This window comes from uncultured Oribacterium sp., from assembly GCF_902481605.1.
Taxonomy (GTDB): Bacteria; Bacillota; Clostridia; order Lachnospirales; family Lachnospiraceae; genus Oribacterium; species Oribacterium sinus.
Genome location: NZ_CABSXI010000034.1, coordinates 1 through 22,361, shown reverse-complemented (window position 1 = coordinate 22,361; position 22,361 = coordinate 1). Strand labels below are relative to the sequence as shown.

Sequence of the window (22,361 nt, the reverse complement as noted above, 5' to 3'; positions counted from 1 at the left end):
CATCGGTATCGGAGATAATAACAAAGAGGGCGGTCTTTCTATCTCCAAGAGTATCCAGTTCCAGTTCGTCCTCTTTCATCAAATCCCGTAGTTCCTGAATATCAAAGGGAGCCAGCCTTGCACCACAGCTAATCAATATACTTTTCGCTGTTTTTCCGGCTGCCAATTTGTACTTTTTATATTGCTTCACCGCAAAGTGTGTCGGTTCTTTCTTTTCCAGTGCTTCAAAGAGTCTATCAATCGGATTCATGTAGGTTTCATCATCTTCTCTTACTTCTGAAGCGTCTATCATATCAAGAAGGGTTGCAAAGTTCTTTTCTTCTCTTGGAGCTTCATAGAAGATGTAGCCTATCAAAGCCGTATAGTAGAGTTTTTCAGCTTTAACCCAAAAATCCTCACCTGCCTTTTCTCCCTCGCCCTTGGTATTTGCAATGATGGTTTGCACTAATTTGAGTATGTCTTTTTCACTTCTAAGATAAGCGAACGGATTGTATCTCATAGACTTTTTAAAGTTGATGGTATTTAAGATTTTTATCTCATATCCGTTATCTTCAAGCATCTTGCCACACTCAAGGACTATCGTTCCTTTCGGATCGGTTACACAATAACTGCTGTGCATTTGCATAAGGTTGGGTTTTACAAAAAATCGAGTCTTGCCGGAGCCTGATCCTCCTATAACAAGTACATTCTTATTTCTTGCATACTTTGGATTAGACGGTCTGCCGTTCATGGTTAATCGTTCTGTTTGAGTGAGCAAGATATTGTTTTGAAACTTTTCATCCATGTACGGCTCGATGTCTTTTTTATTTCCCCATCTTGCTGAACCATACTCTTTCCCTTGTCTAAACTTTTTCGCATTTTTGCCTTTGGTATAGATAATGAATTTAATTATAGCAGCAACAACGATTCCTACCAGTATATCAATAAGATGTATGCTTGGGATAAAACTCATGGTATTAAGCTCTAATATCCCCTGAAATATCTTATCTATGACATCACCACCGATATAGCTTCTCACATGATGAGAGAAGATGTTGCCTACATAGAAAAATGCAAGATAGGGAATGTTTTGTTTTACAAACCTTGCCTTATCTTGCACTTTGAACAAGCCTTTCATGTCCTTTAATATTTTATCTATCACGAGTCTTTTCACCTCCAATCAAAAGTAATATGTAGTTCCTGCCTTTCGGTGTTACAAAGGTCTGTATTCCGACCGCTTCACTCCCTTCTTTGCACCATTCCTTTACTTCAAAATATCCTTTGTTGTTCTTGGCATAGGGTAGAAGTCTATTTTTCTTATCCCGATAAATCAGCTTTTGATCCAGCAGAAACTGAATAAAGGCTTTCTGAGAAATATGCAGCTCTTTTGCTGTATTTCTGAAATTAGTAAGCAGATGGTTATTCACCAGTTCATCAAAATACTTGGCTTTCGGCTCTAAATCCTCTATGATTTTTTCTTTTTCAGCAATCAGGTGATTGGCAAGGAGTACCGCATTTGCCAATATTTCTTCATTGCTCATATTTTCTTGGTTTTTGAGATACCCGCCATTTTTGCGAATGCTCGGCAACACCTCTGTGGTTACCCATCTTTTAAATTCTTTTGCCTGTGGTAATTTAGAAGATAGGATAAGAGAGTAAAGACCGGACTCGTTAATTATCGTAAATGACTGTCTACCACCAAGGGTGTCGTGTTTCACGACTCCCTTATCTTCTTCCGCAATGTGTCTTACCAGTGCATCTCTCGTATTAGAATATCCAAGCTTTTCAGCTACTTCTTTTCCGATAAAGAAAAACTCACCGTCTTTTTCCATTACAGTGAGTTTCCCAAATTCCATATTTTCAAATGTTATCAAGCTGCTCATAGGCTCTGCTCCTTCTGTTTATTCTTAACTTTATCCTTAGAAACAGTATTTTTTGCCATCTCTTTAAACTTCTCGATATTTTTACGAATGGATTCTTTCTGTTCCGTTTTTCTTTCTGAGCTTGCAAGAGCATTTTTAAAGGCTTTCTCCATCATTTTCATATCTTTGGCTTGGAAAAATACAGCGTATTTGCCTGTTTCCTTATCTTTCATAACCGAAAACTTAACCCCGTATTTGTTCAGCTCTTTTTTCAGTTCTTTCAGTTCCGCTTCTTCTACCGGTATTTCTTCAAGATGTCCTTTTTTCGCCATATCTTTGAGCTTGACTTCATTTCCGTTTACTTTAACGAGTTTTTCAAGTCCTCCCAGTTTTTTCGCTTCTTTCATCAGTTTTTTCAATAGCGTTAAAAGAAGTTTTCCGGTTACTTTGGCAGCCTTAACCTCAAGACTTAGTGTCTTTCTTGCAATTTCTTCGTTAATCAACTTCTATCACCTCCGTTTAGTAATCGTTCTTTATTTCGGTTTAGCTTTTCTTTTTGAATCATCTTTCTGTAATCTTCTCCGACAACCATCACCGGAATACACATCTCAATAATCCTTGAGTAGATACGCTGATATTCCACACTTTCCGTGCAGTTTGAAATGGTGTCGTAGGAAAGATTGGTTGTAAATATGGTCGGTTTTTGTTTCAGGTATCTGTTATTGACAATGTTATAGACCTGTTCTTTGGCATAGCTTGTATCTCTTTCTATTCCCAAGTCATCTAAAATGAGAACGGAAGTATTCACAAGCGATTCGATATACTCATTTTTATCAAAATCAAATCCGCTTTTTTGAAGATTGTTGATTATCTGAGCAAAGTTTCTGATTTTCACACTGATTTGATACTGCTCAATAAGGCTATTTGCAATGGAGCAGGCAAGATATGTTTTTCCACTTCCTACCGAGCCGTAAAAGAGAAGTCCGATATTTTCTTTTTTCATCTCCTCATACTCTTTTACAAAGTTTTTTGCAATGGTAAGGCTCTGATTTTCTTCTCCTTGATAGTTTTTAAAAGTGTATGTCCACTGAATAAGGGAGGCAAAGCAACTTCTTTTTAATCGCTCAATCTCCATCTGCTTTTCTCTTGCCTTTTGTTTGGCTTCTCTGTCTCTGTCGCACTTGCAGGAAACTTTGTAGATTCTCTTTTTACCAAGCATCTCTAAGGCTTTTCCGTCTTTTCTTTCATGACAGTTCTTGCAATAGGCGTGTCCGTCTTTGATATATTCTCTTTCCGGATCGTAGAAATACTCGGTATCCTCAATCATTATTTTTTCCATCTCACTCATCATAAATGCTCTCCTTTGTCATATTCTTCCCATGTCGGGATATTGGATGTTTTATCCGCTTTCTTGTTTCCCTGATCCTTATAAAACCATGAAAGGATTGTTGCCTTATGGTCTTTATAGGTCTTTCCAGTGCTTTTGCTGTATGCGGATAGTCTTTCGATATAGTTATCAAGCTGTCCGTTCATCGTGATTTGCAATTCTGATACATCTTCATCTGTTAAAAACACATTTTGAAATGTGCCGAGCTTCATAAAATCTCTCTTACTATACTCACTCTTATTATTATCTATATAGTTAGGGTAAAGAGTTTTTACTTCCTGAAGTTCATTTTCTTTACTTCTGAGGTCAATATTTTTTACTTCTGAAGTAAAAGTTTTTAACTTCAAGAGGTCAGTTTCTTTTACTTCCGATATACTCATAAAGTCTTTTACATAAATGATGTTCGGCTTTCCAAGTCCAAGTCTTACTCTTTCAATCAGTCCAATGCCTTTTTTGACATCAAGTTCATCCAATATTTTTATTGCCGTAGGTTTTGAGAGATTTCTTCTTTTCATAATTTCTTCGACTGTGAAGTAGATGAATACTCTGCCTTCTTTGTCTATCCAGTTATTCTTAAAGGACATTCCTGTCCGTTTCAAAAGCATGGAATAGAGTATGATTGCTTCTGCCGATAATCCCTTAAATTCTTCCCCATCTACCAATATTTCAGGCACTTTTAGAAAGTTAAATCTCTCTGCTTCCCTGTTATAGAAATAGTCAAAGTCCATAATTCCTCCTTCCTTGATTTTTCGTAAAGAAAAAGACGATAGATTTTCTCTATCGCCTCCCATAACCATTTTTATGAAATTTTTTAGATTGATTTTATCGCTTCATTGATTCCTTGTAGAAACGCTATGATTACAGCTCCGATCATCGGTATTCCGTAAGGACTTAGTAAAAATCCAAGGATAAGTGCTTCTATTGCTGCTTTTGCATCGTGTAGCATAAAGAACGAGCCTATGGCAACAAATACACACATCAGCATAAGCAAATATAGGATTGCTGTTCCTACGCTAAGCAAGAATGTCAGAAAGGCAGTCAAAATGCTTAACAGCAAACTGATTGGGAACAAGATTATTTTTATTATCCATCTCATAAATACCCTCCATTTCTATTAAATCATTTTAAAATGCCTTAAAGCATCCATGATAGCTTCCTCTTTTTCCGGTGTGCATTGTGGAATAACCTGTTTCTCTTTTTTCGATTTATTATAATTCTCCCTCAGTACAATTCCACACTTCTTTTTAATCTGTGCAATATAGAGTGTCGAAACCTTTAAATCAAATTTTTCTAATATATATTCCTTAATTTGTGCATAAGACGCCTTACTTTCAGCACTTGTCAAATCCAGCTCATCCAGCTCAATTTCAACACTTATGTGCTTATCGACATCGAGTTTGGACAAAAGTGCTACCGTCTCAACATGCCCCGTCCTCGGGAAGTTATCAATTCCCACCCATTTCTCCAGCGTATATCCACCTTCTCTTAGATACTTAATATCTCTCGCCAGACTTCCTGTGTCACAGCTCACATAGACAATACGTTTCGGGCTTAATTCCAATACAGCGGAAAGACAAGCTTCATCACAGCCTTTTCTGGGGGGATCCAGGGAAACCACATCTACCAGATTTCCCACATCCTTGCCTTCTCTCTTCTGTCCTTCCACCCACTCGGGAAGGACTTCCTCTGCGGCTCCCACATAGAATTCTGTATTATGGAGACCGTTCTTTTCCGCATTTTTCTTAGCATTCTCAATGGCTTCCGGAACGATTTCCAGTCCGTAAACCTGCTTGGCCTTTTGGGCAAGAAATAGGGAAATGGTACCGATTCCGCAGTAGCAATCCCAAACGGTTTCTTCTCCAGTAAGGGCTGCATATTCAAGAGCTTTCCCATAGATTTTCTCGGTCTGGGCAGGATTCACCTGATAAAATGAAGGCACGGAAATAGAGAAGCTAAGCTCCCCGATTTTATCCTCTATATTGTCTTTTCCGTAAAGGCAACGGGTTTCTCTTCCTAAAATGGCATTGCCCCTACCTTCGTTGATATTCACGCAAAGACCGACAATACTTCCTTGAACTTGTCCGCTTTCCTCAACACTAAAAGACAAGTCCTGCAAGCGCTCCCACAGCTCTTTTCCATGGGGCAGGCTCTTTCCGTTTAACACAAGGCAAAGCAGGATTTCTCCTGTTGAAAAGCCCTTTCTTAGGAAAATGTGGCGAAGCAAACCTTTTCCTGTTTCCTCCTCATAGCCGGAAATCTTATATTCCCTTGCCCAGTCTTTGATACAGTTTAAAATCAAAGGATTCTCTGCGCTGTTAATCAGGCAGTCCTCGGTTTCGATAATGCGGTGGCTATGAAAGCCGTAGAAGCCCATGCGCAAAGAATCATAACTTTCCTGTTCATTCTCCGAACCCTTCTTTCTTTCTGCAAAAGCTCTTCCGGATACTGTTTTTTCCTCTCGGATTTTCATCCCGTTCTGCACTGGATACTGGGCTTTATTCCGATAGCGTGAAAGCACTCCGCCCAGAATTCCCTCTTTTTTGCTCTCTACTTCCTCCGGAGAAAGTCCGGCAATGCGAATCAGGCTTTGGGCTATTCTATCTTCTTTCCATGCCAGCTCTTTTTCATAGGACAAATGTTGTAGCTGACAGCCTCCGCATTTTCCCGCTACAGGACAGAGGGGTGTGATGCGGTAAGGGGATGCTTCCAGAAGCTTCTCCACCTTGGCATAAGCATAATTCTTCTTTGCCTTTAAAATCCTGGCCTCTACCAGGTCTCCCATCACACTGTCTTTCACGAAAAAAACCAAGCCGTCTTTTTTTCCGACGCCCTGGCCCTCTTCTGTCAGATCTGTAATTTCCAGCCTAATCAAATCATTCTTTTGGAGAGAATGCTCTTTATTTTTTAACTTCGTTTTTTCGGATATATTTTTTTCGGACACTATTTTCCTCCTGCAAACATTTCCATGGCTTTTACCTATTTTTTCTTGATAATCCCATGAAAAGACTAATCCCTATTGCCACTCCAAAAATCGCAAAAATAATCAGCATACTTTCCTCCCTATGGACGTAAGCGCCGTCCAATTCTCTCTGTACTATAAAAAGCTCTGTTCAATTCTCTCTGTACAAAAAAGCTCTGTTCAATTCCCTCTGTACAAAGAATCCAATTCCTCTTTCTCTACCACTTTAAAATCAAGCTTACTAAACTTAAGAAGGGCAGGGTTCCCTGTTTCAGAAGAATCATCTTATCCGAGCTGATGGCTCCGTATACCGCCACCAAAAACATGATACTGCATAACACAAGGCAAAGCTCCACATTGGCACCGGGACTGTAAACGCCGTAAAGTAAAGCCAAGCCCAGCAGGCCGTTATAAATCCCCTGGTTTTTAAATAGAGTATTGATATTTTTATTTCGTAATTCTCGAACCGACATTTTGAAAACCCGGGAAGTGCTGTCGCTGTCGGTCATAAAGGTTTCCAAAAGCATGATGTATAAAAACAATCCTGCCGTAGCACTCATCAGGATTTTCTGGACTGTGGTGATTTCCATCTTATTTTTCTCCCTATGAAACTGTAAGGTTTCTTCTACTACTCTGGCGTAAAACATATTGCCGTAGAGATAGCGATAACCGCCATTTTCTTTTTTGGCAATGGGGTGGCTGTATTTTATCGTCTTCCCTTTCGCCATGTTTTTGGCAAATTCCTCTGCCAATGCATCGGTGTATTTGCCTCCGTTTTTCTCCACATAATACAAAAAGCCGGGGCCGTAATTATAGGCCTGAATTACTGCTTTTTCCTCCAGTCCCAATGCCCTTGCCTTTTCCTTTAAATCCTTATAATACTTTAACCCTTGCTCAATGGAGGCATCCGTATCCAATGTATTTACCGGCAGACCCTTGGACTCGCTGGACTGCATCACATCCTTTAATTTGCCGTGGGATTCCACTGTCATAATGGCAAAGAGCACATCCAAGTCCTCTTCCAGTCCCTTTTCTTTGGCTACCCGCTCCATAGCGGCCTGGTGCTTTAGGACGGAAGCCGGAAAATACCATTGGGTCTGATGGGCTTTTCGGAATAAAAAAATCCCGAAAAGAAAGAGAAGGAAGAAGGCGGAAAAAAGCTGGATGCCTTCCATAAAGGAAGCAGTTCTGCCCTGCTGCCTCTTCGCTTTTTTCCCTTGAAAAAAGGAGAAAACTCCCTTTTTCTTTTTGCCTCTTCCTTTCACCATTCCGTTTCTTTAACCCTTTTATAAGCTTGCCACCGCATCCCGAAGCTGAATCAAGCCCTGTTCCAAAAGCTTTCGGGAGCAGGCTACATTCAGACGCATAAATCCGGAAATTTCCTTTCCGAAGGATACGCCGGCATTTAGACCGATTTTTGCCTTATGCACCATAAAATCATTCAGTTCCTTATCATTCATGCCTAAGCCTCGACAATCCAAGAGCATCAGATAGGTGGCATCCGGCACATGCACCTTAAGTTTTGGAATCTCCCGATTAACAAAGTCTTCCACAAAGCTTAGGTTTGCCTCCAAGTACGACAGGAGCTGGGAAAGCCATTCTCCGCCCTCGCGGTAAGCCGCTTCCATAGCCACGGAAGAAAAGGCATTGTTTCTGTGGATATCCATTCTGGTCCAGAACAGGTCGAAATCCTTCTTCAGTTCTTGATTGGGGAAAATGGTGGTGGAAGCCTGCAAACCTGCCAAGTTAAAGGTCTTGCTTAAAGATACGCAGGTAATCACCGTTTCCTTTGCCAAGGGAGAAACGGTTGCAGCGCGCAAATGCTTCTTCCCATGGAAGATAAGGTCAGAGTGAATTTCATCGGAAACCACCAGCACATGATGCTTATGGCAGATTTCAATCATTTTCTGCAGTTCTTCTTTTTCCCAAACCAGTCCCAGCGGATTATGGGGATTACAAAGAATGAAAATCTTGGCTTCCTTTGCCTTCTCTTCAAAGTCTGCAAAATCCACCTGCCATCTGTCTTCCTTTTCCACTAAGGCATTGGCCAAAACCTTTCTGCCGGCCATGTCCGGAATATCCCAGAATTCTGTGTAAACCGGACTTTGAATCAGGATTTTATCATCCACATGGGAAAAGGTACGGACAATAGCGGTAAGGCTCTGCACCACCCCTAAGGACCAGGACATCAATGCAGTATCCGGGCACCAGTCATAGCGTTCTTTTTCCCAGTTCTGTACTGCCTCAAAATAGGAATCCGGTCTGGAAGTGTAGCCAAAAATTCCTTCTTCCGCCCGCCTTTTGCAGGCATCGATAATGGGCTGGGCTGTTTTAAAGTCCATATCCGCAATCCAAAGGGGAATCAAGTCCTCTGTACCGAACTTTTTGATTCGCTCGTCATACTTTGCACAGCGCGTTCCCTTTCTATCGATTACTTCATCAAAATTGTATTGCATTGGCTTACTTCCTTTCTTAGTGATCCTAGTAGTGTTGTAATAGCTTGTCTTTCAGACTATTCTAATCCTTGATTAAGCAGTTTAGCCTTGTCATCCGGACAATTTATCTTAATCCCTTAAAGCTGCTTTTCACTTTATTTCTTCCGAAAAAGAGCTGCCCTTAGTCGGGCTTTCACTCTCTTCCAGACTTTCCTTCAGCCGGCTTCCTCCCGAACTCTGACTTCGCTGAAGTATTCCGCAGTTTTCTCTGCTACTTTCTCAGTATTTTTCTCTATAGTTTTTTCTGCTGTTTTCTCGGCATTTTTTTCTGCTATTTTCTCTACTGCCTTTTCTGCCGGCTTCTCTGCTGTCTTTTCTGCTGTCTTCTCTGCTGTCTTTTCTGCTGTCTTCTCTGCTGTCTTCTCTGCTGTCTTCTCTGCTGTCTTTTCCGCCACCTTAGAGCTTTCTTTTTTCTCCTGCTGTCCTTCCGGCTTTTCCTCGGAAACTTGAAGCTTTTCCTCTTTTTCCTGAGAAAGAGCGTTGGCACAGGAATCCTCAGTTTCCTCTGTAAAGGCAAATAATGCACAGCCGAAGCCCTTTAAGGGGTAGGCAATGTGATAGTCTCTTCCGTCACATTCTCCCTTGACCACGGGGTAGTATTTTTCCTCCTTGCAAAGCCCTTCTTCTGTAAGAATCAGTCTTGCTTCCTTGGCTTTCGGCATACCTACCCAGTATTCTTCGTGATCCATAGGAGTCATATTCACCACGAAGAGCAGGCTTTCCCGATGTTCTTTCGAATTTGTAGCAGAAGCGTCCTTGCCGCCCTCTAAAGCTATATTGCCGTTTTCTAAAACGGCCTTACCCTCTGTTGCCACTGCCGCCAGGGCGCTATTCTGAACTCCCGGCTTTCCGAAATGGGGCAGATGGTTTTTCGGGTTACGAATAAAGCTATAAATAGAACGGCTGGCATCGTCCGCATTTACCCAGGAGAAGCCTTCATAAAGATAGTCCGCCTCATAAAGGGCAGGATAGCTCTTGTATAGTTGTAAAAGATCTCGTAGGAAGGAATGTAAGGAACGGTTCTCCTTCTCTTCCAACAAATGCCAGTCAATGGAGCAATCCTCGTTCCACTCTCGGTATTGCCCGAAATCCTGTCCCATAAAGAGCAGCTTCTTTCCGGCGTGGCCAATCATAAAGAAGTATGCCGCCTTAAGGTTCCGAAACTTCTGTTCCCGGCTTCCCGGCATTTTCTCAATCATGGATCGCTTTAGGTGTACCACCTCGTCATGGGAGAGCACCAGAATGAACTTCTCCGAATAGGCATAGCTCATGCCGAAGGTCAGCTGATTATGGTGGTAGTTTCGATACATGGGATCTTCCTTCATGTAGCTCAGGAAGTCATGCATCCATCCCATATTCCATTTGAAGTGGAAGCCTAAGCCCCCCTCATCCGGAGACTTGGTAATATCCGGCCAGGCAGTGGACTCCTCCGCAATAATTACGGTGCCGTCCTCTCTCTTTCGGATAATGGAATTTAAATGCTTAAAGAACTCGATGGCTGCCAGATTGCCGTTTCCTCCGTAGATATTGGGAAGCCATTCTCCGTCTTTTCTGCCGTAATCCAGATACAGCATGGAAGCCACCGCATCCACTCGTAAGCCATCAATATGATACATGTCGTACCAATAGAGGGCATTGCCAATGAGGAAATTCTGCACCTCTGTCTTCTCATAGTTAAAGACCTTGGTGCCCCAGTCCGGGTGCTCTCCCAGTCTACTGTCCGGATGCTCATAGCAGGCGGTTCCATCAAAGTCCGCCAGTCCGTGGGCATCCTTAGGAAAATGTGCGGGAACCCAGTCTAAAATCACTCCGATACCGTGCTGATGCAAAATGTTAACCATCTCCATAAACTGTCTGGGATTGCCATATCGGGAGGTGGGGGCATAATAGCCGGTTACCTGATAACCCCAGGAGCCGTCAAAGGGATGCTCCGCAATGCCCATCAATTCCACATGGGTATAGCCCATATAGTTGCAATACTCTGCCAGCTGTTCTCCCGCTTCGATGTAATTGATAAAACCGTTATTTTCCGGACGGTTGCAACGTTTCCAGGAGCCCAAATGTACTTCATACACGGACAGGGGAGATTCTTCCGGATTTCTCTTCTTTCGCTCTTCCATCCATTTTCCGTCTGCCCAGGGAAAATCAGAAAGGTCTGCTGTAATGGAGGCGGTTCCCGGTCTGAATTCCGCTGCAAAGGCATAAGGATCCGCCTTATAAATCCACTCTCCCGCCTCTGTCAAAATGGCATATTTATAAAGCTCTCCCACTCCCATTCCGGGATAAAAGCCTTCATAAATGCCTGTACTTTCTAAGGGAAGCATGGGATTCCTCTCCGGATCCCAGCCGTTTCGGTCACAAACGATAGACACTCTCCTGGCATGGGGAGCCCAAACCGCGAAATGGATTCCCTCCTGCCCTTCAAAGCAAGCAGGATGAGCCCCCATCTTCTCATAAATTTTATAATGCCTTCCGTTTCCAAAAAGATACCGGTCTAACTCTGAAAGAAAACCTTCCATAGAACTCTCCTCCTCTTTCCATCCGCAGATGGGAATCATCTTTAGCCATGAAATACCCAGCTTCCACACATAAGCTCTTTCCATCCGCAGATGAGAATCATGCTCTTTGTTTATCTTCTTAGTATACCTTATTTTCAGGGCTTTTGTCCTCTTATTTTATTGTTTTACAAAGAAAATGGAGGGCAAAATTTCCCTCCACTCTCAATCTGAACCTATTATTTTAACTTAATGATTCTTCCTCCGTGAGCTTCACAGAAAACCTTGATATTCCCTTCCTCTGTCAGCTCCACCGGCTCCGTGGTCATCAGGTCAAAGGCAATGCTCGCCTTCTTGGGAAGGGTTAAGGTAATATATTGATCCATGCTGTCATTGTTCAACACCGTAAGCACGGCGCTGTTTCCGTCCAATCGAAGATAGGCATAGAGTCTATGATCCAGATAAACCTCTTTAAATTCTCCGATTTGCAACTCCGAGTTCTTCCCGTGAATCTCCGCCAGCTTCGCAATATAGCTGGTAAAGGCATCCGGCTTATATTGGGACAGAGTGAACTTCGGAGCAAGAATTTCTCCCTCCTTTTCCCTTCTTTTTCCCGCCAAAGCATATTCTCCTCCATAATACAGAGTAGGTCTTCCCGGCAAGGTGAAAAGCGCCATATAGATTCCCCAAAGATTTTTTTCCTCTTCTAAGACCGTGGCAATTCTATGGGTATTGGGACTTTCCAGAAAGAGCTGCATTTGCTTTGTAAGCTCTTGGTTTTTTCCGATTCTCTGAGCCAAATCATAGAAATTCTTCTCATTAAAGGCTTGGCAAAGCCCCTGATAAAGCTCCTGATTGGCCAGAGATTGTAAGGTTTCCGTATTGATTGCTCTGGTCAGCTCTCCGATAAACTGCTCCCCCAAAAGGAAAAACTCCGGCTTCATTTGACTGCTGAAGTAGCGGAGGGATTTTTGAAAATGAATATCTACCGCTTCACTGTAGGCCAGACGCAGACCGTCAATATCATAGGCGGAAATCCAGTGCTTTACCTGTTCCACAAGGTAACGCCGAAGCTCCTCATTATCCAGATTGAACAAGGGATGTTCCGGCATATTTCTAAAGGATTGATAGGAAAAGGAATCCCCCATGGGGGAACTCTTTGAAAAGTCTAAATCCAAAAACCAATTACAATACGGGGAGGCTTCTCCCTTTTCCTGCAAATCTTGGAAAGCGAAAAAGCTTCTGTCACAAAAGGGGAAGGCCACATCCAAGACAATGCGAATTCCCATCCCATGGGCATCCTCCACAAAGCCTCGAAACTCTTCTTCCGTTCCCAACCATTCCCGAATCTGACGAAAGTCACCCGTGCCGTACTGCAAGGGGTTCTTGGAAAACACCGGTCCCAGGATAATGCCGTCACAGCCTAATACCTTTAAATAGGGGAGGTATTCCTCTAATTCCTTGATATTTCTGTTCTCATTCCCGGAAAGGGTGGAAAGCACCGCCCCCGGCAGGATTTGATAAAAAATTGCGCCATCATACCAGGCCATGATTGCTCTCCTGTAATTTCTTCACAAAACGCTCTATTCTTTCTAAAGCCAGCTTTAAATTCTCAATGGAATAGGCATAGGATATACGAATAAATCCCTCTCCCGAATCTCCGAAGGCATTTCCCGGCACCACCGCAACCTTTTCTTCTCGAAGCAGCCGTTCCGCAAACTCCTCACTGCTGAGGCCGAACTTCTTGATAGAAGGAAAAACATAGAAGGCTCCGAAGGGTTCAAAGCAGTCCAAGCCCATTTTCTGAAAATGGTACAAGAGGAGTCTTCTTCTTTCATTATAAGCATCCCGCATTTTCAGCACGTCCTCTTCTCCGTTCCGAATGGCTTCCACAGCGGAATACTGGGAAGTGGTGGGAGCGCACATGATGGCATACTGATGAAGCTTCAACATTTGCTTTAAAATGGGTGCCGCGCTGCAGGCATAGCCCAAGCGCCAGCCGGTCATGGCATAGGCTTTGGAAAATCCGTTGATATACACGGTTCTTTCCCGCATTCCCGGAAACTCGATAATGGAATGATGCTCTCCCTTGTAGCAAAGGGCGGAGTAGATTTCATCGGTCAGCACATAGAGATTATGCTTTAAAATCAAGGGCACAATCTCTTCCAAATCCTCCTTCTCCATGATGCCTCCGGTGGGATTGTTGGGGAAGGGGAGTACCAGTATTTTTGTTTTCTCCGTAATAGCCTGCTCCAGCTTTTCCTTGGTCAGGCGGAACTGGTCCTTTGCCTCCAGGGCAATGGGCACCGGTACACCGTAGGCCATTTTTACACAGGGAGTATAGGAAACATAGCAGGGCTCCGGAATCAAAACCTCGTCTCCCGGCTCTAAAATGACACGCATAGCCAGGTCAATGGCCTCCGAACCTCCTACGGTAACCATAACCTCATTTTTCGGGTCATACTGCAGCTGATGCTTTTCGGCCACGTAGTCGGAGATGGCTTCTCGAAGCTCCAACAGTCCTGCATTGGAGGAATAAAAGGTTCTTCCCTTCTCTAAAGAATGGATTCCCTCTTCCCGAATATGCCAGGGGGTATCAAAGTCCGGTTCTCCCACGCCAAGAGAAATGGCATCCTTCATTTCCGATACAATATCAAAAAACTTCCGGATTCCACTGGGACGTATATTTACAATCGCCGGGTTTAATTCCCTGGGCAAAATTTGTTGCTGTTCCTTGTTTTCGCTCATGCTCACTCTCTTATTTCTTCTTTGGAAAATTCCTTGCCGGCACTTCTATAATGCTATGGAGATACCTGCATTCTTTCATCCTTCTTCGGCGCCACCAGCTTGGTGCCGTGATCCTTGTACCGCTTTAACACAAAGTGGGTGGCTGTGGAAAGGACGGACTCCATAGGTCCCAACTTCATGGAAACGAAGTTAGCCACTTCCTTCATGGTTCTTCCCTTTACGATTACGGTAAAGTCAAAGGCTCCACTCATCAGATACAGAGCATCCACCTCTTCGTACTGGTAAATACGCTCTGCAATACTATCAAAGCCCATGCCTCTTTGGGGAGTTACCTTCACCTCAATAAGGGCATCTACCCGTTCATCCTGGGTGCTGTCCCAGTTAATCAGGGTATGGTAGGCACAGATTACGCCTTCCTTTTCCATAGCTTTAATTTCAGCCCCTACCTGCTCCGGATCCTCTCCCAAAAGAGCAGCCAAATCCTCTACAGGCAATTTCGCGTTCTTCTCTATGATGCTTAGAATTTTTTCTCTCATGCTTCTCCTTTATTTTCCTTCCATAGGACTTGATCTCTGTTTTATAAAAATTCTCAGAATCTTCCCTTACCAAGCGGAAAAGCTTAGCCTGAAGTTCTTTTCCCGAAAATCTATTGTACTCAATTTCCAAAAGCACCGCAAGGGAAAGGCATTCTCCTAAAAATACAAAGGCATTCGTCTTAAAATACAAGGGAATCCTCTTTCCTAAAGAAGGCCGGCAAGCTCTCCTCCAGATCCCATTTAGAAAACAGCTCCTCCAAGCTGTCCCTCTCCCGCTTCGTTAAAAAGGACTCTCCCTGAGCATCCCTTCTCATGCGTTTCTTCCCTTCTTCCGAAATGCCGATACAGGAAGCCACAATTCCTCTCTCCCTTGCCAGCTCTGAAAAAGCCTCAGCCTCTTCCAGCCGAAGAAGATAGGCATTTCCCGAATAAAGATAATAGGGGGAAATCTGAAAATGTTCGCAGAGCTCTATCGTCCCCTGTAAGAAGGGGATTTTTTCGTAGGAAAAGGAAAAGCCGCCTCCGGAAAGTTGCCAAAGGCCGGAAAGAATTCCTCCTCTTCCCAGGGGTAGGATCTCTGAAATCCCGAAGTCGGAAATCCAGTTTGGAAAAAGATTTTCCACACTTCCTAAGCTAAGCTCTCCTGCATTCCATTTGGATTGCAGATCCTCTTCATAAAGAGGAATACTTTGCCCCTTCTTTTCTCCCTCTGCAAATAAAAGAATATTTTCCGCAGAAAGGATGGGATACTCCGGGCAGCTTTGTGGATTTCCGCCTCTTTCCGGCAAGGTCTTAACGGCCTCCCCAGTTCGCTTCCCATGAGCCGTCTCTTTTAAATAGAGTCTTGGCAGACTTCTCAATCTTTCCTCTTCTTCCTCTATAAAAGCTTTAGAAAAGGGACAATCCTTTGTCTCCCGTATTTTTTTCCATAAAAACTGGCTACCCCTTTGTCCGGGGTAGCCTAAAAGAAGGATTTTTTCTCTTCTCATTTTACATTCTCGAAAGCAATGGTGGCAATACCATGGTAAGCACCATCATGGCAATCAAAATGACAACGATCACTGTAGTAATGGTTTTTTTCTGTTTTGGACTAAACATAGTTTCTCCTTTTCTTTCCTAATCCTTGCCATTGTAATTCCAAATGAAAGGATAAGCAAGAGATTTGAAGAATCTTCTCTCCATAGGCGGATTTCCTTGTAAAAATCCAAGCTACAAAAACAGCATTTTAACAGAATTCCGGCTTTCTACATATAGGTCTTTTTGTAGAATTCCAGTCTTCCCAAGGCTCTGGCCAAAGCCGCCTGGGACTTCTTAAACTCCTGATAGCTCTGCTTCTGGCGAAGCTCTTCCTCCGCCCTTTCCTTGGCCTCTTCCGCTCTTCGGATATCCATCTCTTCCTTGGTTTCCAAAGTGTCCACCAAAAGGGTAAGACGGTTATTGGCAAATTGCAGAATACCCTTTCCTACTTCTACATGTTCCCAGGAGCCGTCCGGCTTCTGCATGTCCAACACACCGATGTCCACCGCTACTACAATCGGGGCATGGTGTGCCATAAAACCGATTTGTCCGTCCAGTGTTCGAACATTCAGATATAGCAAACGATCATCATAGTACACCTTGTTGGTGGCAATGACCTTTGCGCTAAATAAGTTTCCGTTTCCTCGCATCATAGAAAACTCCTTAGCCCTTTAAGAGCTCTGCCTTCTTCTTTACGTCCTCCAGATTTCCTACATTGAAGAACGCCAGCTCCGGCACATCATCCATCTCTCCGCTGATAATGGCCTTAAAGCCCTCGATGGTTTCCTTCAAGGGTACGTAGCGTCCTGCTACGCCGGTAAACTGTTCTCCCACGAAGAATGGCTGAGAAAGGAAGTTACGAATCTTTCTGGCACGATATACCAAAAGCTTATCTTCCTCGGAAAGCTCTTCCATACCGAGGATGGCGATAATATCCTGTAATTCCTTGTACTTCTGTAAAATCTGTAAAACGCTCTGGGCAGTGTCATAGTGCTCTTTTCCCACAATGCTTTCTTCCAAAATACGGGAAGAAGACTCCAAAGGATCCACCGCCGGATAAATACCCTGCTCAACAATCTTTCTGGAAAGTACCGTAGTGGCATCCAAGTGGGCAAAGGTGGTAGCCGGTGCCGGGTCGGTTAAGTCATCCGCCGGAACGTATACCGCCTGTACGGAGGTAACGGATCCCTCCTTGGTGGAGGCGATTCTTTCCTGCAGCTGTCCCATTTCGGAAGCCAAGGTGGGCTGGTATCCTACCGCGGAAGGCATTCTTCCCAGCAGAGAAGATACCTCTGAACCCGCCTGCACAAAACGGAAGATATTATCAATAAAGAGCAATACATCCTTCTTCTGCACATCACGGAAATACTCCGCCATGGTAAGTCCGGTCTCCGCTACACGCATTCTGGCTCCGGGAGACTCGTTCATCTGTCCGAATACCAGAGCAGTGTTCTTAATAACACCGGATTCCGTCATTTCCATATAGAGGTCATTACCCTCACGGGAACGCTCTCCTACTCCGGTGAAAATGGAGTATCCGCCGTGCTCTGTTGCCACGTTTCGAATCAGCTCCTGAATCAGAACGGTTTTTCCTACTCCGGCTCCTCCGAAAAGACCGACCTTTCCCCCCTTTGCATAAGGAGCAATCAGATCGATAACCTTGATTCCGGTTTCCAGTACTTCCTGTACCGGGCTTTGATCCACAAAAGCAGGCGGTTTTCTATGGATTTCCCATTCCTCTCCGTCGGTAATAGGATCCTTTCCGTCAATGGTTTCTCCCAATACGTTAAAGAGACGGCCGAGAGTCTGCTCTCCCACCGGAACGGAAATACCCTTTCCTGTGGAACGGACCTCCATGTCTCTTTCCAATCCCTCACTGGGGGCCAGCATGATGCAACGGACGGTATTCTCTCCTAAATGCTCAGCTACCTCCATGGTTCCTGTTACGCCGTGGTTATCTACCACCATGGCGGTCTTAATCTTGGGAAGCGGGGCTTCCATAAACTCCACATCCACAACAGGTCCCATAACCTGGACAATTTTTCCTGTCTGCATTTCCCCCTTCTCCTCTCTATTATAAAATTAAACCTCTTGTTTATTTTTCTTTTTGGCCGCCTTCTGTGCCTTGGCACCTGCAGCTATCTCCGTGATTTCCTGGGTAATCTGAGCCTGTCTGGCACGATTATACTGAATACGGAGCTTTTGCTTCAGCTCGTTTCCGTTTCGGTTTGCCGCATCCATGGAGGTCATTCTGGCCTGTTGCTCTGCACAAAAGGCCTCCACCAAAGCACTGTAAATATAACCGTTAATATAGTCCGGGATAACATTGTCAATCAAAGCATCCGTGCTGGGGAAAATATTAAAGGCCTCATAGTTTGCGGTAATCGGCAGCTTCACAAATACCGGATGAAGCTTATCCAAGGGAAGAAGCTGCTCCTCCTCACATTCCATTTCCAATGAATTTTTCATTCTGGTGAAAACGATATGCAGTTCGTCAATCTCCTTATCCTCGAAAAATTCCATCATTTTCCGGGTAATCACACGGGCTCTGTGCAGGGTAGGATTCTGGGCGGTGTAATGAAAGGCCTCTTCAATGGGAATGTTTCTACTGTGAAAATAGCTTCTTCCCATCTCTCCTACCACAAAAAGCCGATAATTTTGATACTTCGCTAAAAGCTCTTCCGTTTTCCGGATGACATTGTGGTTATAAGCTCCTGCCAGTCCTTTATCCGCGGTCACACAGAGAATGGCTACCGTTCCCTGACCGTTGGCTACGCCCTCTCGAAGATCCAAATAAGGGTGGGTATAATCCTCCGGCAAATGTCGCATAACTCTGGCCATCATAGACTGCAGGGTATAGAAGTAAGGCTCGGTTTGCATCAAACCCGCTCTGGCCTTACGCATCTTTGTACTGGAAATCAAATACATGGCATTGGTAATCTTCATGGTGTTATCAATGCTGTGGATTCGGTCTCGTAATTCTCTTGTTGTAGGCAAGGTCTGCCTCCTTTATGAAAGCTTTTCCTCTTCCTTCTTCAGAAAATCATGGTACAGCTGAATAATCCGCTGCTCCATATCTTCCTGCAAAAGGCCGGAAATCTCTATGTTCCTGATTAAATCTCCCTCCTGCTCGTTAAAGAAGGCCAAAACTTTATTCTGTAAGTCCTTCACATCCTTCTTCGCTGTACCCAGGAATTCTTTATGAAGGGCAAGCACCAAAGTTACTACCTGCTCTCCCAAAGAAAGGGGACGGCCAAGGGGCTGCTTTAACAGCTCCATTAAAATCGCTCCCTGTTCCAGCTGAGTCTTGGTACTTTCATCCAAATCCGAAGAGAACTGAGTAAATACCGCCATTTCTCTATACTGTGCCAAGTCGATACGCAGGGAACCTGCCGCCTTCTTCATGGCCTTGGTCTGGGCTGCACCACCCACACGGGATACGGAAAGTCCTACATTTACCGCAGGTCTCTGTCCCTCAAAGAAAAGGTTACTCTCTAAGAAGATCTGTCCGTCGGTAATGGAAATAACGTTGGTAGGAATATAGGCGGAAACGTCTCCGTCCAAAGTTTCGATAATCGGAAGGGCGGTAATGCTACCTCCTCCCAAGGCATCGGACAAACGGCAGGAACGCTCCAGCAAACGGGAATGGAGATAGAAAACGTCTCCGGGATAAGCCTCACGTCCGGGTGCTCTTCCCAAAAGAAGAGATAATGCACGGTAGGCCACCGCATGCTTGGAAAGGTCATCATAAACAATCAGTACATCTCTCCCCTGGTACATAAAGTACTCTGCCAAGGAAGTTGCCGCATAGGGGGCAATGTACTGAATCGGTGCCGGATCCGCCGCTGTAGCCGCTACCACACAGGTGTAGCTCATCGCCTCATTTTTCTTTAAGTTCTCCACCAAAGAAGCAATGGTGGATTCCTTCTGTCCAATGGCAACATAAATACAGATACAATCCTTTCCCTTCTGGTTCAAGATGGTATCTATGGCAATGGAGGTCTTTCCGGTCTGACGGTCTCCGATGATCAGCTCACGCTGTCCTCTACCGATGGGGAACATAGAGTCAATGGCTAAAATTCCGGTCTGTAAAGGAACATTTACAGACTTTCTGTCAATGATTCCGGGTGCCGGCTCCTCGATGGGGCGATATTCCTTCGTGTTAATCGGACCTTCTCCGTCAATGGGCGCTCCCAAGGCATCTACAACACGGCCAAGATAAGCATCACCCACAGGAATTCCCGCCATCTTGTTGCTTCGTACCACTCTGCTTCCCTCGATGATTCCTTCTTCATCACCGAAGAGGATAACACCGATTCGGTTTCTTTCAATGTTCTGTACCATACCCCGAACACCGTTGTCAAAGACAACGATTTCTCCGTACATAGCATGATCCAGTCCGTTGATGATGACAATACCGTCTCCTACGGAGCTGACAAAACCGATTTCTTTCTTCTCCGCCTTTAAGTCAAAATCCTCTACGGAGCTTTGTAAAATACTGATAATGTCCTGCTGGCTGTTGGAGAAACGTTTATTCTGCATTTCCTCCAAAAACTGCTCTCTTCTTCCCTTGGTACTCCAATCGTACTGGTCATGGCCTACCTCCAGGACAAATCCGCCTCCCAGACTCTCGTCCTCTTCCAATACGACTTCAATGTTCCGGGAATGATATTTGTTATAAACAAATTCCCGAATTCTCTTTAATTGTTCTTCCTCCGGCTTGGTTACATACCGAAGATGTACTTTTAATTTGGTGGATTCTTCATTGGAGATTTTTTCATACTCCTCTGCCACCTCACCCCATGCACTGAGAAGGCCGTCATTGCACAGTACCTTCAAGGTATCCCTAACTTCCGTAGGGAAAATGCTATCGATGATAGACATTCTCTTTTCCAAAGGTATTGTGGCGTCGGAAAGCTGTCCTGCCGTCTCCGGTAAAACTTCAAAAATCCGACTGGTCTCCTCTATAACGCTTTTCGGAACGCGCATTCTGAAAAGCTGTTTTGCATACTCTACCACTTTTTGCAGCATAGTCCTTACTCCTTCTTCTCCGCATCTTCTAGGAAGGTATCATACAGCTTTTGATTGTTTTCCACGGAATCCTTGCTGGCTGCAATCTTATAGGCAGCCTTTGCCACAAGCATAGCCACCTCTTCTTCCATTTCATGTTGCTTCTGTTCAGCCTGTCTTTGAGCCTCTATCTTGGCTTCCGCGATAATCTTATCTGCCTTCTCCCTGGCATTTCCGATGATTTCATCGTATTCAGAAGACGCCTGCAAACGAACAGCCTCTAACTTTTCCTGCCGTTCCGTATCAATCTTTGCCATGCTGTCTTCATACTGTTGTTTCAAATCTCTGGCCTTTGTATTGGCCTCTTCCGCTTCTCGATAAGAAGTGTCCAGTTCGTCCTGTCTTGCCTTCAAAGCGGCACGAACAGGTTTAAACAGAAAGCGATGCACAAAATAAACCAGCACCAATAAATTAATGACTGTAAAAATAATACTACTTAGATTGAGACTAAGCATCGTTTTCCCTCCTTCGATTCCAAAACCTGTTCCTTACTTTAAGAAGAGGATAATCATAAGTCCGATAACGAAACCGTAGATGGCTGTTGCCTCGGCCAAAGCACAACCAAGTAAGAGGATAGTCATAATCTTAGAACTTGCTTCCGGCTGTCTGGCTACCGCCTCTGTTGCCTTTCCTGTTGCCAAACCGATGGATAATCCTGCTCCAAGACATGCCAATGCTGCAATTGCTGCTCCTAATGCTACCATAATTTTTTCTCCATTCTGTCGCTCTGCGACCTATTTTACTGCTACCTACACTACTCCGCTTTACTCTACCGCTTCCGCAATATAGAGCGATGTCAAAAATACAAAAACATACGCCTGTACCAGACCGTCAAAAAGGTCAAAGTACAAAGACAAGATTGCCGGAACTCCTACCGGAACCACCAGTTCCACAAGTTCCATGATAACGAAGGCTCCTAAAACATTTCCAAAAAGACGCATACACAAGGATAATGGTCTGATAAAGACCTCTAGGATATTAATCGGCGTCATAATGGGAATAGGTTGTGCGAAGCGCTTTACCCAGCCTCCCGTACCGAAGGCACGAATTCCTGCTACTTCCACAAGAATAATGCTCATCAGGGACAGTGCCACAGGAACATTAAAGTCCTTTGTGGGCGGCTTAAAGCCGAAAACACCGAAGAGGTTGGCTATACCGATAAAAATCAGTACCACCGCCAGATACGTACCGTATTGCTTGCCCTCTTCTCCCAGATTGCCTTCCATAAACTTGTCCAGCTTTGTCACAATCAACTCTGCGATCTGCTGTCTCGTCCCCGGTGTACGAACCTTGCAATCTCTACCCAACAGGTAAGCGCCAAATATCATTACCGCCATGATGATCCAAGTCACCACAACAGATTCGGAAACAGGAATTCCTCCAAAAATCGGAATTGTAAAGACAGTCTCCACATTCAGCTCTTCCAGCAGGGATGCTGCAAGCTTTTCCATGGTTTTCCCCCTTTCTTCACTCTCAAGTACCTTTGAGATTATAGGCACTCTCTCCGTGATTGCAAGTATTTTTCAAAATAAAGCTAAAAATATTTTCTATGCTATTTTTTTGTCATTTTTCTCCAGCAATCTCAGGTTCACGAAAGCTAATTTTACATTTCCCACAAGCAAAGTGCAAGATGTTTTCATTTTCCTCTTTCATAATGGATACAATATGCAAAGTTTTTTCCTATAGGAATTAGATATTCATATAGAAATACCATGATTTTTTTAAGTAAAGTAAATAAAAAATCTCCCATCCCAAAAGGGGATGAGAGATTCTATCTCTGCATGTGCATCCTTCGCAAAGTAAGGGATGCGCA

Annotated in this window: 20 protein-coding genes and 1 pseudogene; all 21 read right to left on the bottom strand. The window is 44.1% G+C overall.

What is annotated here, in order from left to right; all coding sequences use genetic code 11:
* On the bottom strand, positions 1–1,141 hold a 1,141-nt coding region (locus tag RDQ32_RS07195; RefSeq protein WP_308579724.1), incomplete at its 3' end, for a VirD4-like conjugal transfer protein, CD1115 family.
* Positions 1,131–1,862, bottom strand: coding sequence for a phage antirepressor KilAC domain-containing protein (locus RDQ32_RS07190; RefSeq protein ID WP_308579722.1), 732 nt, complete (start codon positions 1,860–1,862; stop codon positions 1,131–1,133). The genes RDQ32_RS07190 and RDQ32_RS07195, both read right to left, overlap by 11 nt.
* Entirely contained in the window at positions 1,859–2,344 is a 486-nt protein-coding gene (locus RDQ32_RS07185; protein ID WP_308579720.1) for a PcfB family protein, read from the bottom strand. The genes RDQ32_RS07190 and RDQ32_RS07185 overlap by 4 nt, the downstream gene beginning before the upstream one ends.
* Positions 2,341–3,192 (bottom strand): ATP-binding protein, encoded by an 852-nt coding sequence (locus RDQ32_RS07180; protein WP_308579718.1) that lies wholly within the window; start codon positions 3,190–3,192, stop codon positions 2,341–2,343. The genes RDQ32_RS07185 and RDQ32_RS07180 overlap by 4 nt, the downstream gene beginning before the upstream one ends.
* Positions 3,189–3,956 (bottom strand): replication initiator protein A, encoded by a 768-nt coding sequence (locus RDQ32_RS07175; RefSeq protein ID WP_308579716.1) that lies wholly within the window; start codon positions 3,954–3,956, stop codon positions 3,189–3,191. Before RDQ32_RS07175 ends, RDQ32_RS07180 begins: the two co-directional genes overlap by 4 nt.
* A gap of 83 nt (positions 3,957–4,039) precedes the next feature.
* On the bottom strand, positions 4,040–4,324 hold the full coding sequence (locus tag RDQ32_RS07170; RefSeq protein WP_308579715.1) for a CD1845 family protein: 285 nt from the start codon (positions 4,322–4,324) through the stop codon (positions 4,040–4,042).
* Between the two features lie 18 nt (positions 4,325–4,342).
* Positions 4,343–6,169 carry a 23S rRNA (uracil(1939)-C(5))-methyltransferase RlmD gene (gene rlmD / locus RDQ32_RS07165; protein WP_308579714.1) on the bottom strand — a complete coding sequence of 609 codons (1,827 nt, stop codon included), beginning with the start codon at positions 6,167–6,169 and terminating at the stop codon, positions 4,343–4,345.
* A 236-nt stretch (positions 6,170–6,405) separates the two neighbouring features.
* Complete coding sequence (locus tag RDQ32_RS07160; protein WP_308579713.1) at positions 6,406–7,455, bottom strand: DUF1304 family protein; 1,050 nt, start codon at positions 7,453–7,455, stop codon at positions 6,406–6,408.
* A gap of 18 nt (positions 7,456–7,473) precedes the next feature.
* Entirely contained in the window at positions 7,474–8,643 is a 1,170-nt protein-coding gene (locus RDQ32_RS07155) for a MalY/PatB family protein (protein ID WP_308579711.1), read from the bottom strand.
* A gap of 914 nt (positions 8,644–9,557) precedes the next feature.
* Positions 9,558–11,201 (bottom strand): annotated as a pseudogene (gene glgB, locus RDQ32_RS07150) (1,4-alpha-glucan branching protein GlgB); the annotation flags it as partial.
* 215 nt (positions 11,202–11,416) lie between these two features.
* Positions 11,417–12,727 carry an alpha-amylase family glycosyl hydrolase gene (locus RDQ32_RS07145; protein ID WP_308579709.1) on the bottom strand — a complete coding sequence of 437 codons (1,311 nt, stop codon included), beginning with the start codon at positions 12,725–12,727 and terminating at the stop codon, positions 11,417–11,419.
* The gene (locus RDQ32_RS07140) at positions 12,714–13,925 is read right to left on the bottom strand and encodes an aminotransferase class I/II-fold pyridoxal phosphate-dependent enzyme (RefSeq protein ID WP_308579708.1); all 1,212 of its coding nucleotides are present in this window, start codon (positions 13,923–13,925) and stop codon (positions 12,714–12,716) included. Before RDQ32_RS07140 ends, RDQ32_RS07145 begins: the two co-directional genes overlap by 14 nt.
* Positions 13,926–13,978: 53 nt before the next feature.
* A complete protein-coding gene (locus tag RDQ32_RS07135) occupies positions 13,979–14,461 on the bottom strand; it encodes an Lrp/AsnC family transcriptional regulator (protein WP_308579707.1) in 483 nt (160 codons plus the stop codon).
* Between the two features lie 179 nt (positions 14,462–14,640).
* Entirely contained in the window at positions 14,641–15,450 is an 810-nt protein-coding gene (locus tag RDQ32_RS07130) for a hypothetical protein (RefSeq protein WP_308579706.1), read from the bottom strand.
* A gap of 255 nt (positions 15,451–15,705) precedes the next feature.
* Positions 15,706–16,131 (bottom strand): ATP synthase F1 subunit epsilon, encoded by a 426-nt coding sequence (gene atpC, locus RDQ32_RS07125; RefSeq protein WP_183684647.1) that lies wholly within the window; start codon positions 16,129–16,131, stop codon positions 15,706–15,708.
* A gap of 10 nt (positions 16,132–16,141) precedes the next feature.
* A complete protein-coding gene (atpD, locus tag RDQ32_RS07120; RefSeq protein WP_007157397.1) occupies positions 16,142–17,533 on the bottom strand; it encodes a F0F1 ATP synthase subunit beta in 1,392 nt (463 codons plus the stop codon).
* A gap of 27 nt (positions 17,534–17,560) precedes the next feature.
* Positions 17,561–18,475 carry an ATP synthase F1 subunit gamma gene (atpG, locus tag RDQ32_RS07115; protein WP_308579705.1) on the bottom strand — a complete coding sequence of 305 codons (915 nt, stop codon included), beginning with the start codon at positions 18,473–18,475 and terminating at the stop codon, positions 17,561–17,563.
* Between the two features lie 12 nt (positions 18,476–18,487).
* Positions 18,488–20,509, bottom strand: coding sequence for a F0F1 ATP synthase subunit alpha (gene atpA, locus RDQ32_RS07110; RefSeq protein ID WP_308579703.1), 2,022 nt, complete (start codon positions 20,507–20,509; stop codon positions 18,488–18,490).
* Positions 20,510–20,514: 5 nt separating this feature from the next.
* Positions 20,515–21,003, bottom strand: coding sequence for an ATP synthase F0 subunit B (locus RDQ32_RS07105; RefSeq protein ID WP_007157400.1), 489 nt, complete (start codon positions 21,001–21,003; stop codon positions 20,515–20,517).
* Between the two features lie 33 nt (positions 21,004–21,036).
* Positions 21,037–21,252: an ATP synthase F0 subunit C gene (gene atpE / locus RDQ32_RS07100; protein WP_308579702.1), complete on the bottom strand. Its 216-nt coding sequence runs from the start codon at positions 21,250–21,252 to the stop codon at positions 21,037–21,039.
* A gap of 60 nt (positions 21,253–21,312) precedes the next feature.
* Positions 21,313–21,999, bottom strand: coding sequence for a F0F1 ATP synthase subunit A (locus tag RDQ32_RS07095; RefSeq protein ID WP_183684650.1), 687 nt, complete (start codon positions 21,997–21,999; stop codon positions 21,313–21,315).
* Between the last annotated feature and the right edge of the window lie 362 nt (positions 22,000–22,361).

Excerpts from the sequence above, each read along its gene's own strand:
- RDQ32_RS07190 (WP_308579722.1), bottom strand. The coding sequence starts at position 1,862 with ATGAGCAGCTTGATAACATTTGAAAATATGGAATTTGGGAAACTCACT.
- RDQ32_RS07180 (WP_308579718.1), bottom strand. The coding sequence starts at position 3,192 with ATGATGAGTGAGATGGAAAAAATAATGATTGAGGATACCGAGTATTTC.
- RDQ32_RS07175 (WP_308579716.1), bottom strand. The coding sequence starts at position 3,956 with ATGGACTTTGACTATTTCTATAACAGGGAAGCAGAGAGATTTAACTTT.
- RDQ32_RS07170 (WP_308579715.1), bottom strand. The coding sequence starts at position 4,324 with ATGAGATGGATAATAAAAATAATCTTGTTCCCAATCAGTTTGCTGTTA.
- RDQ32_RS07160 (WP_308579713.1), bottom strand. The coding sequence starts at position 7,455 with ATGGTGAAAGGAAGAGGCAAAAAGAAAAAGGGAGTTTTCTCCTTTTTT.
- RDQ32_RS07155 (WP_308579711.1), bottom strand. The coding sequence starts at position 8,643 with ATGCAATACAATTTTGATGAAGTAATCGATAGAAAGGGAACGCGCTGT.
- RDQ32_RS07145 (WP_308579709.1), bottom strand. The coding sequence starts at position 12,727 with ATGGCCTGGTATGATGGCGCAATTTTTTATCAAATCCTGCCGGGGGCG.
- RDQ32_RS07140 (WP_308579708.1), bottom strand. The coding sequence starts at position 13,925 with ATGAGCGAAAACAAGGAACAGCAACAAATTTTGCCCAGGGAATTAAAC.
- RDQ32_RS07135 (WP_308579707.1), bottom strand. The coding sequence starts at position 14,461 with ATGAGAGAAAAAATTCTAAGCATCATAGAGAAGAACGCGAAATTGCCT.
- RDQ32_RS07130 (WP_308579706.1), bottom strand. The coding sequence starts at position 15,450 with ATGAGAAGAGAAAAAATCCTTCTTTTAGGCTACCCCGGACAAAGGGGT.
- atpC (WP_183684647.1), bottom strand. The coding sequence starts at position 16,131 with ATGATGCGAGGAAACGGAAACTTATTTAGCGCAAAGGTCATTGCCACC.
- atpD (WP_007157397.1), bottom strand. The coding sequence starts at position 17,533 with ATGCAGACAGGAAAAATTGTCCAGGTTATGGGACCTGTTGTGGATGTG.
- atpA (WP_308579703.1), bottom strand. The coding sequence starts at position 20,509 with ATGCTGCAAAAAGTGGTAGAGTATGCAAAACAGCTTTTCAGAATGCGC.
- RDQ32_RS07105 (WP_007157400.1), bottom strand. The coding sequence starts at position 21,003 with ATGCTTAGTCTCAATCTAAGTAGTATTATTTTTACAGTCATTAATTTA.
- atpE (WP_308579702.1), bottom strand. The coding sequence starts at position 21,252 with ATGGTAGCATTAGGAGCAGCAATTGCAGCATTGGCATGTCTTGGAGCA.
- RDQ32_RS07095 (WP_183684650.1), bottom strand. The coding sequence starts at position 21,999 with ATGGAAAAGCTTGCAGCATCCCTGCTGGAAGAGCTGAATGTGGAGACT.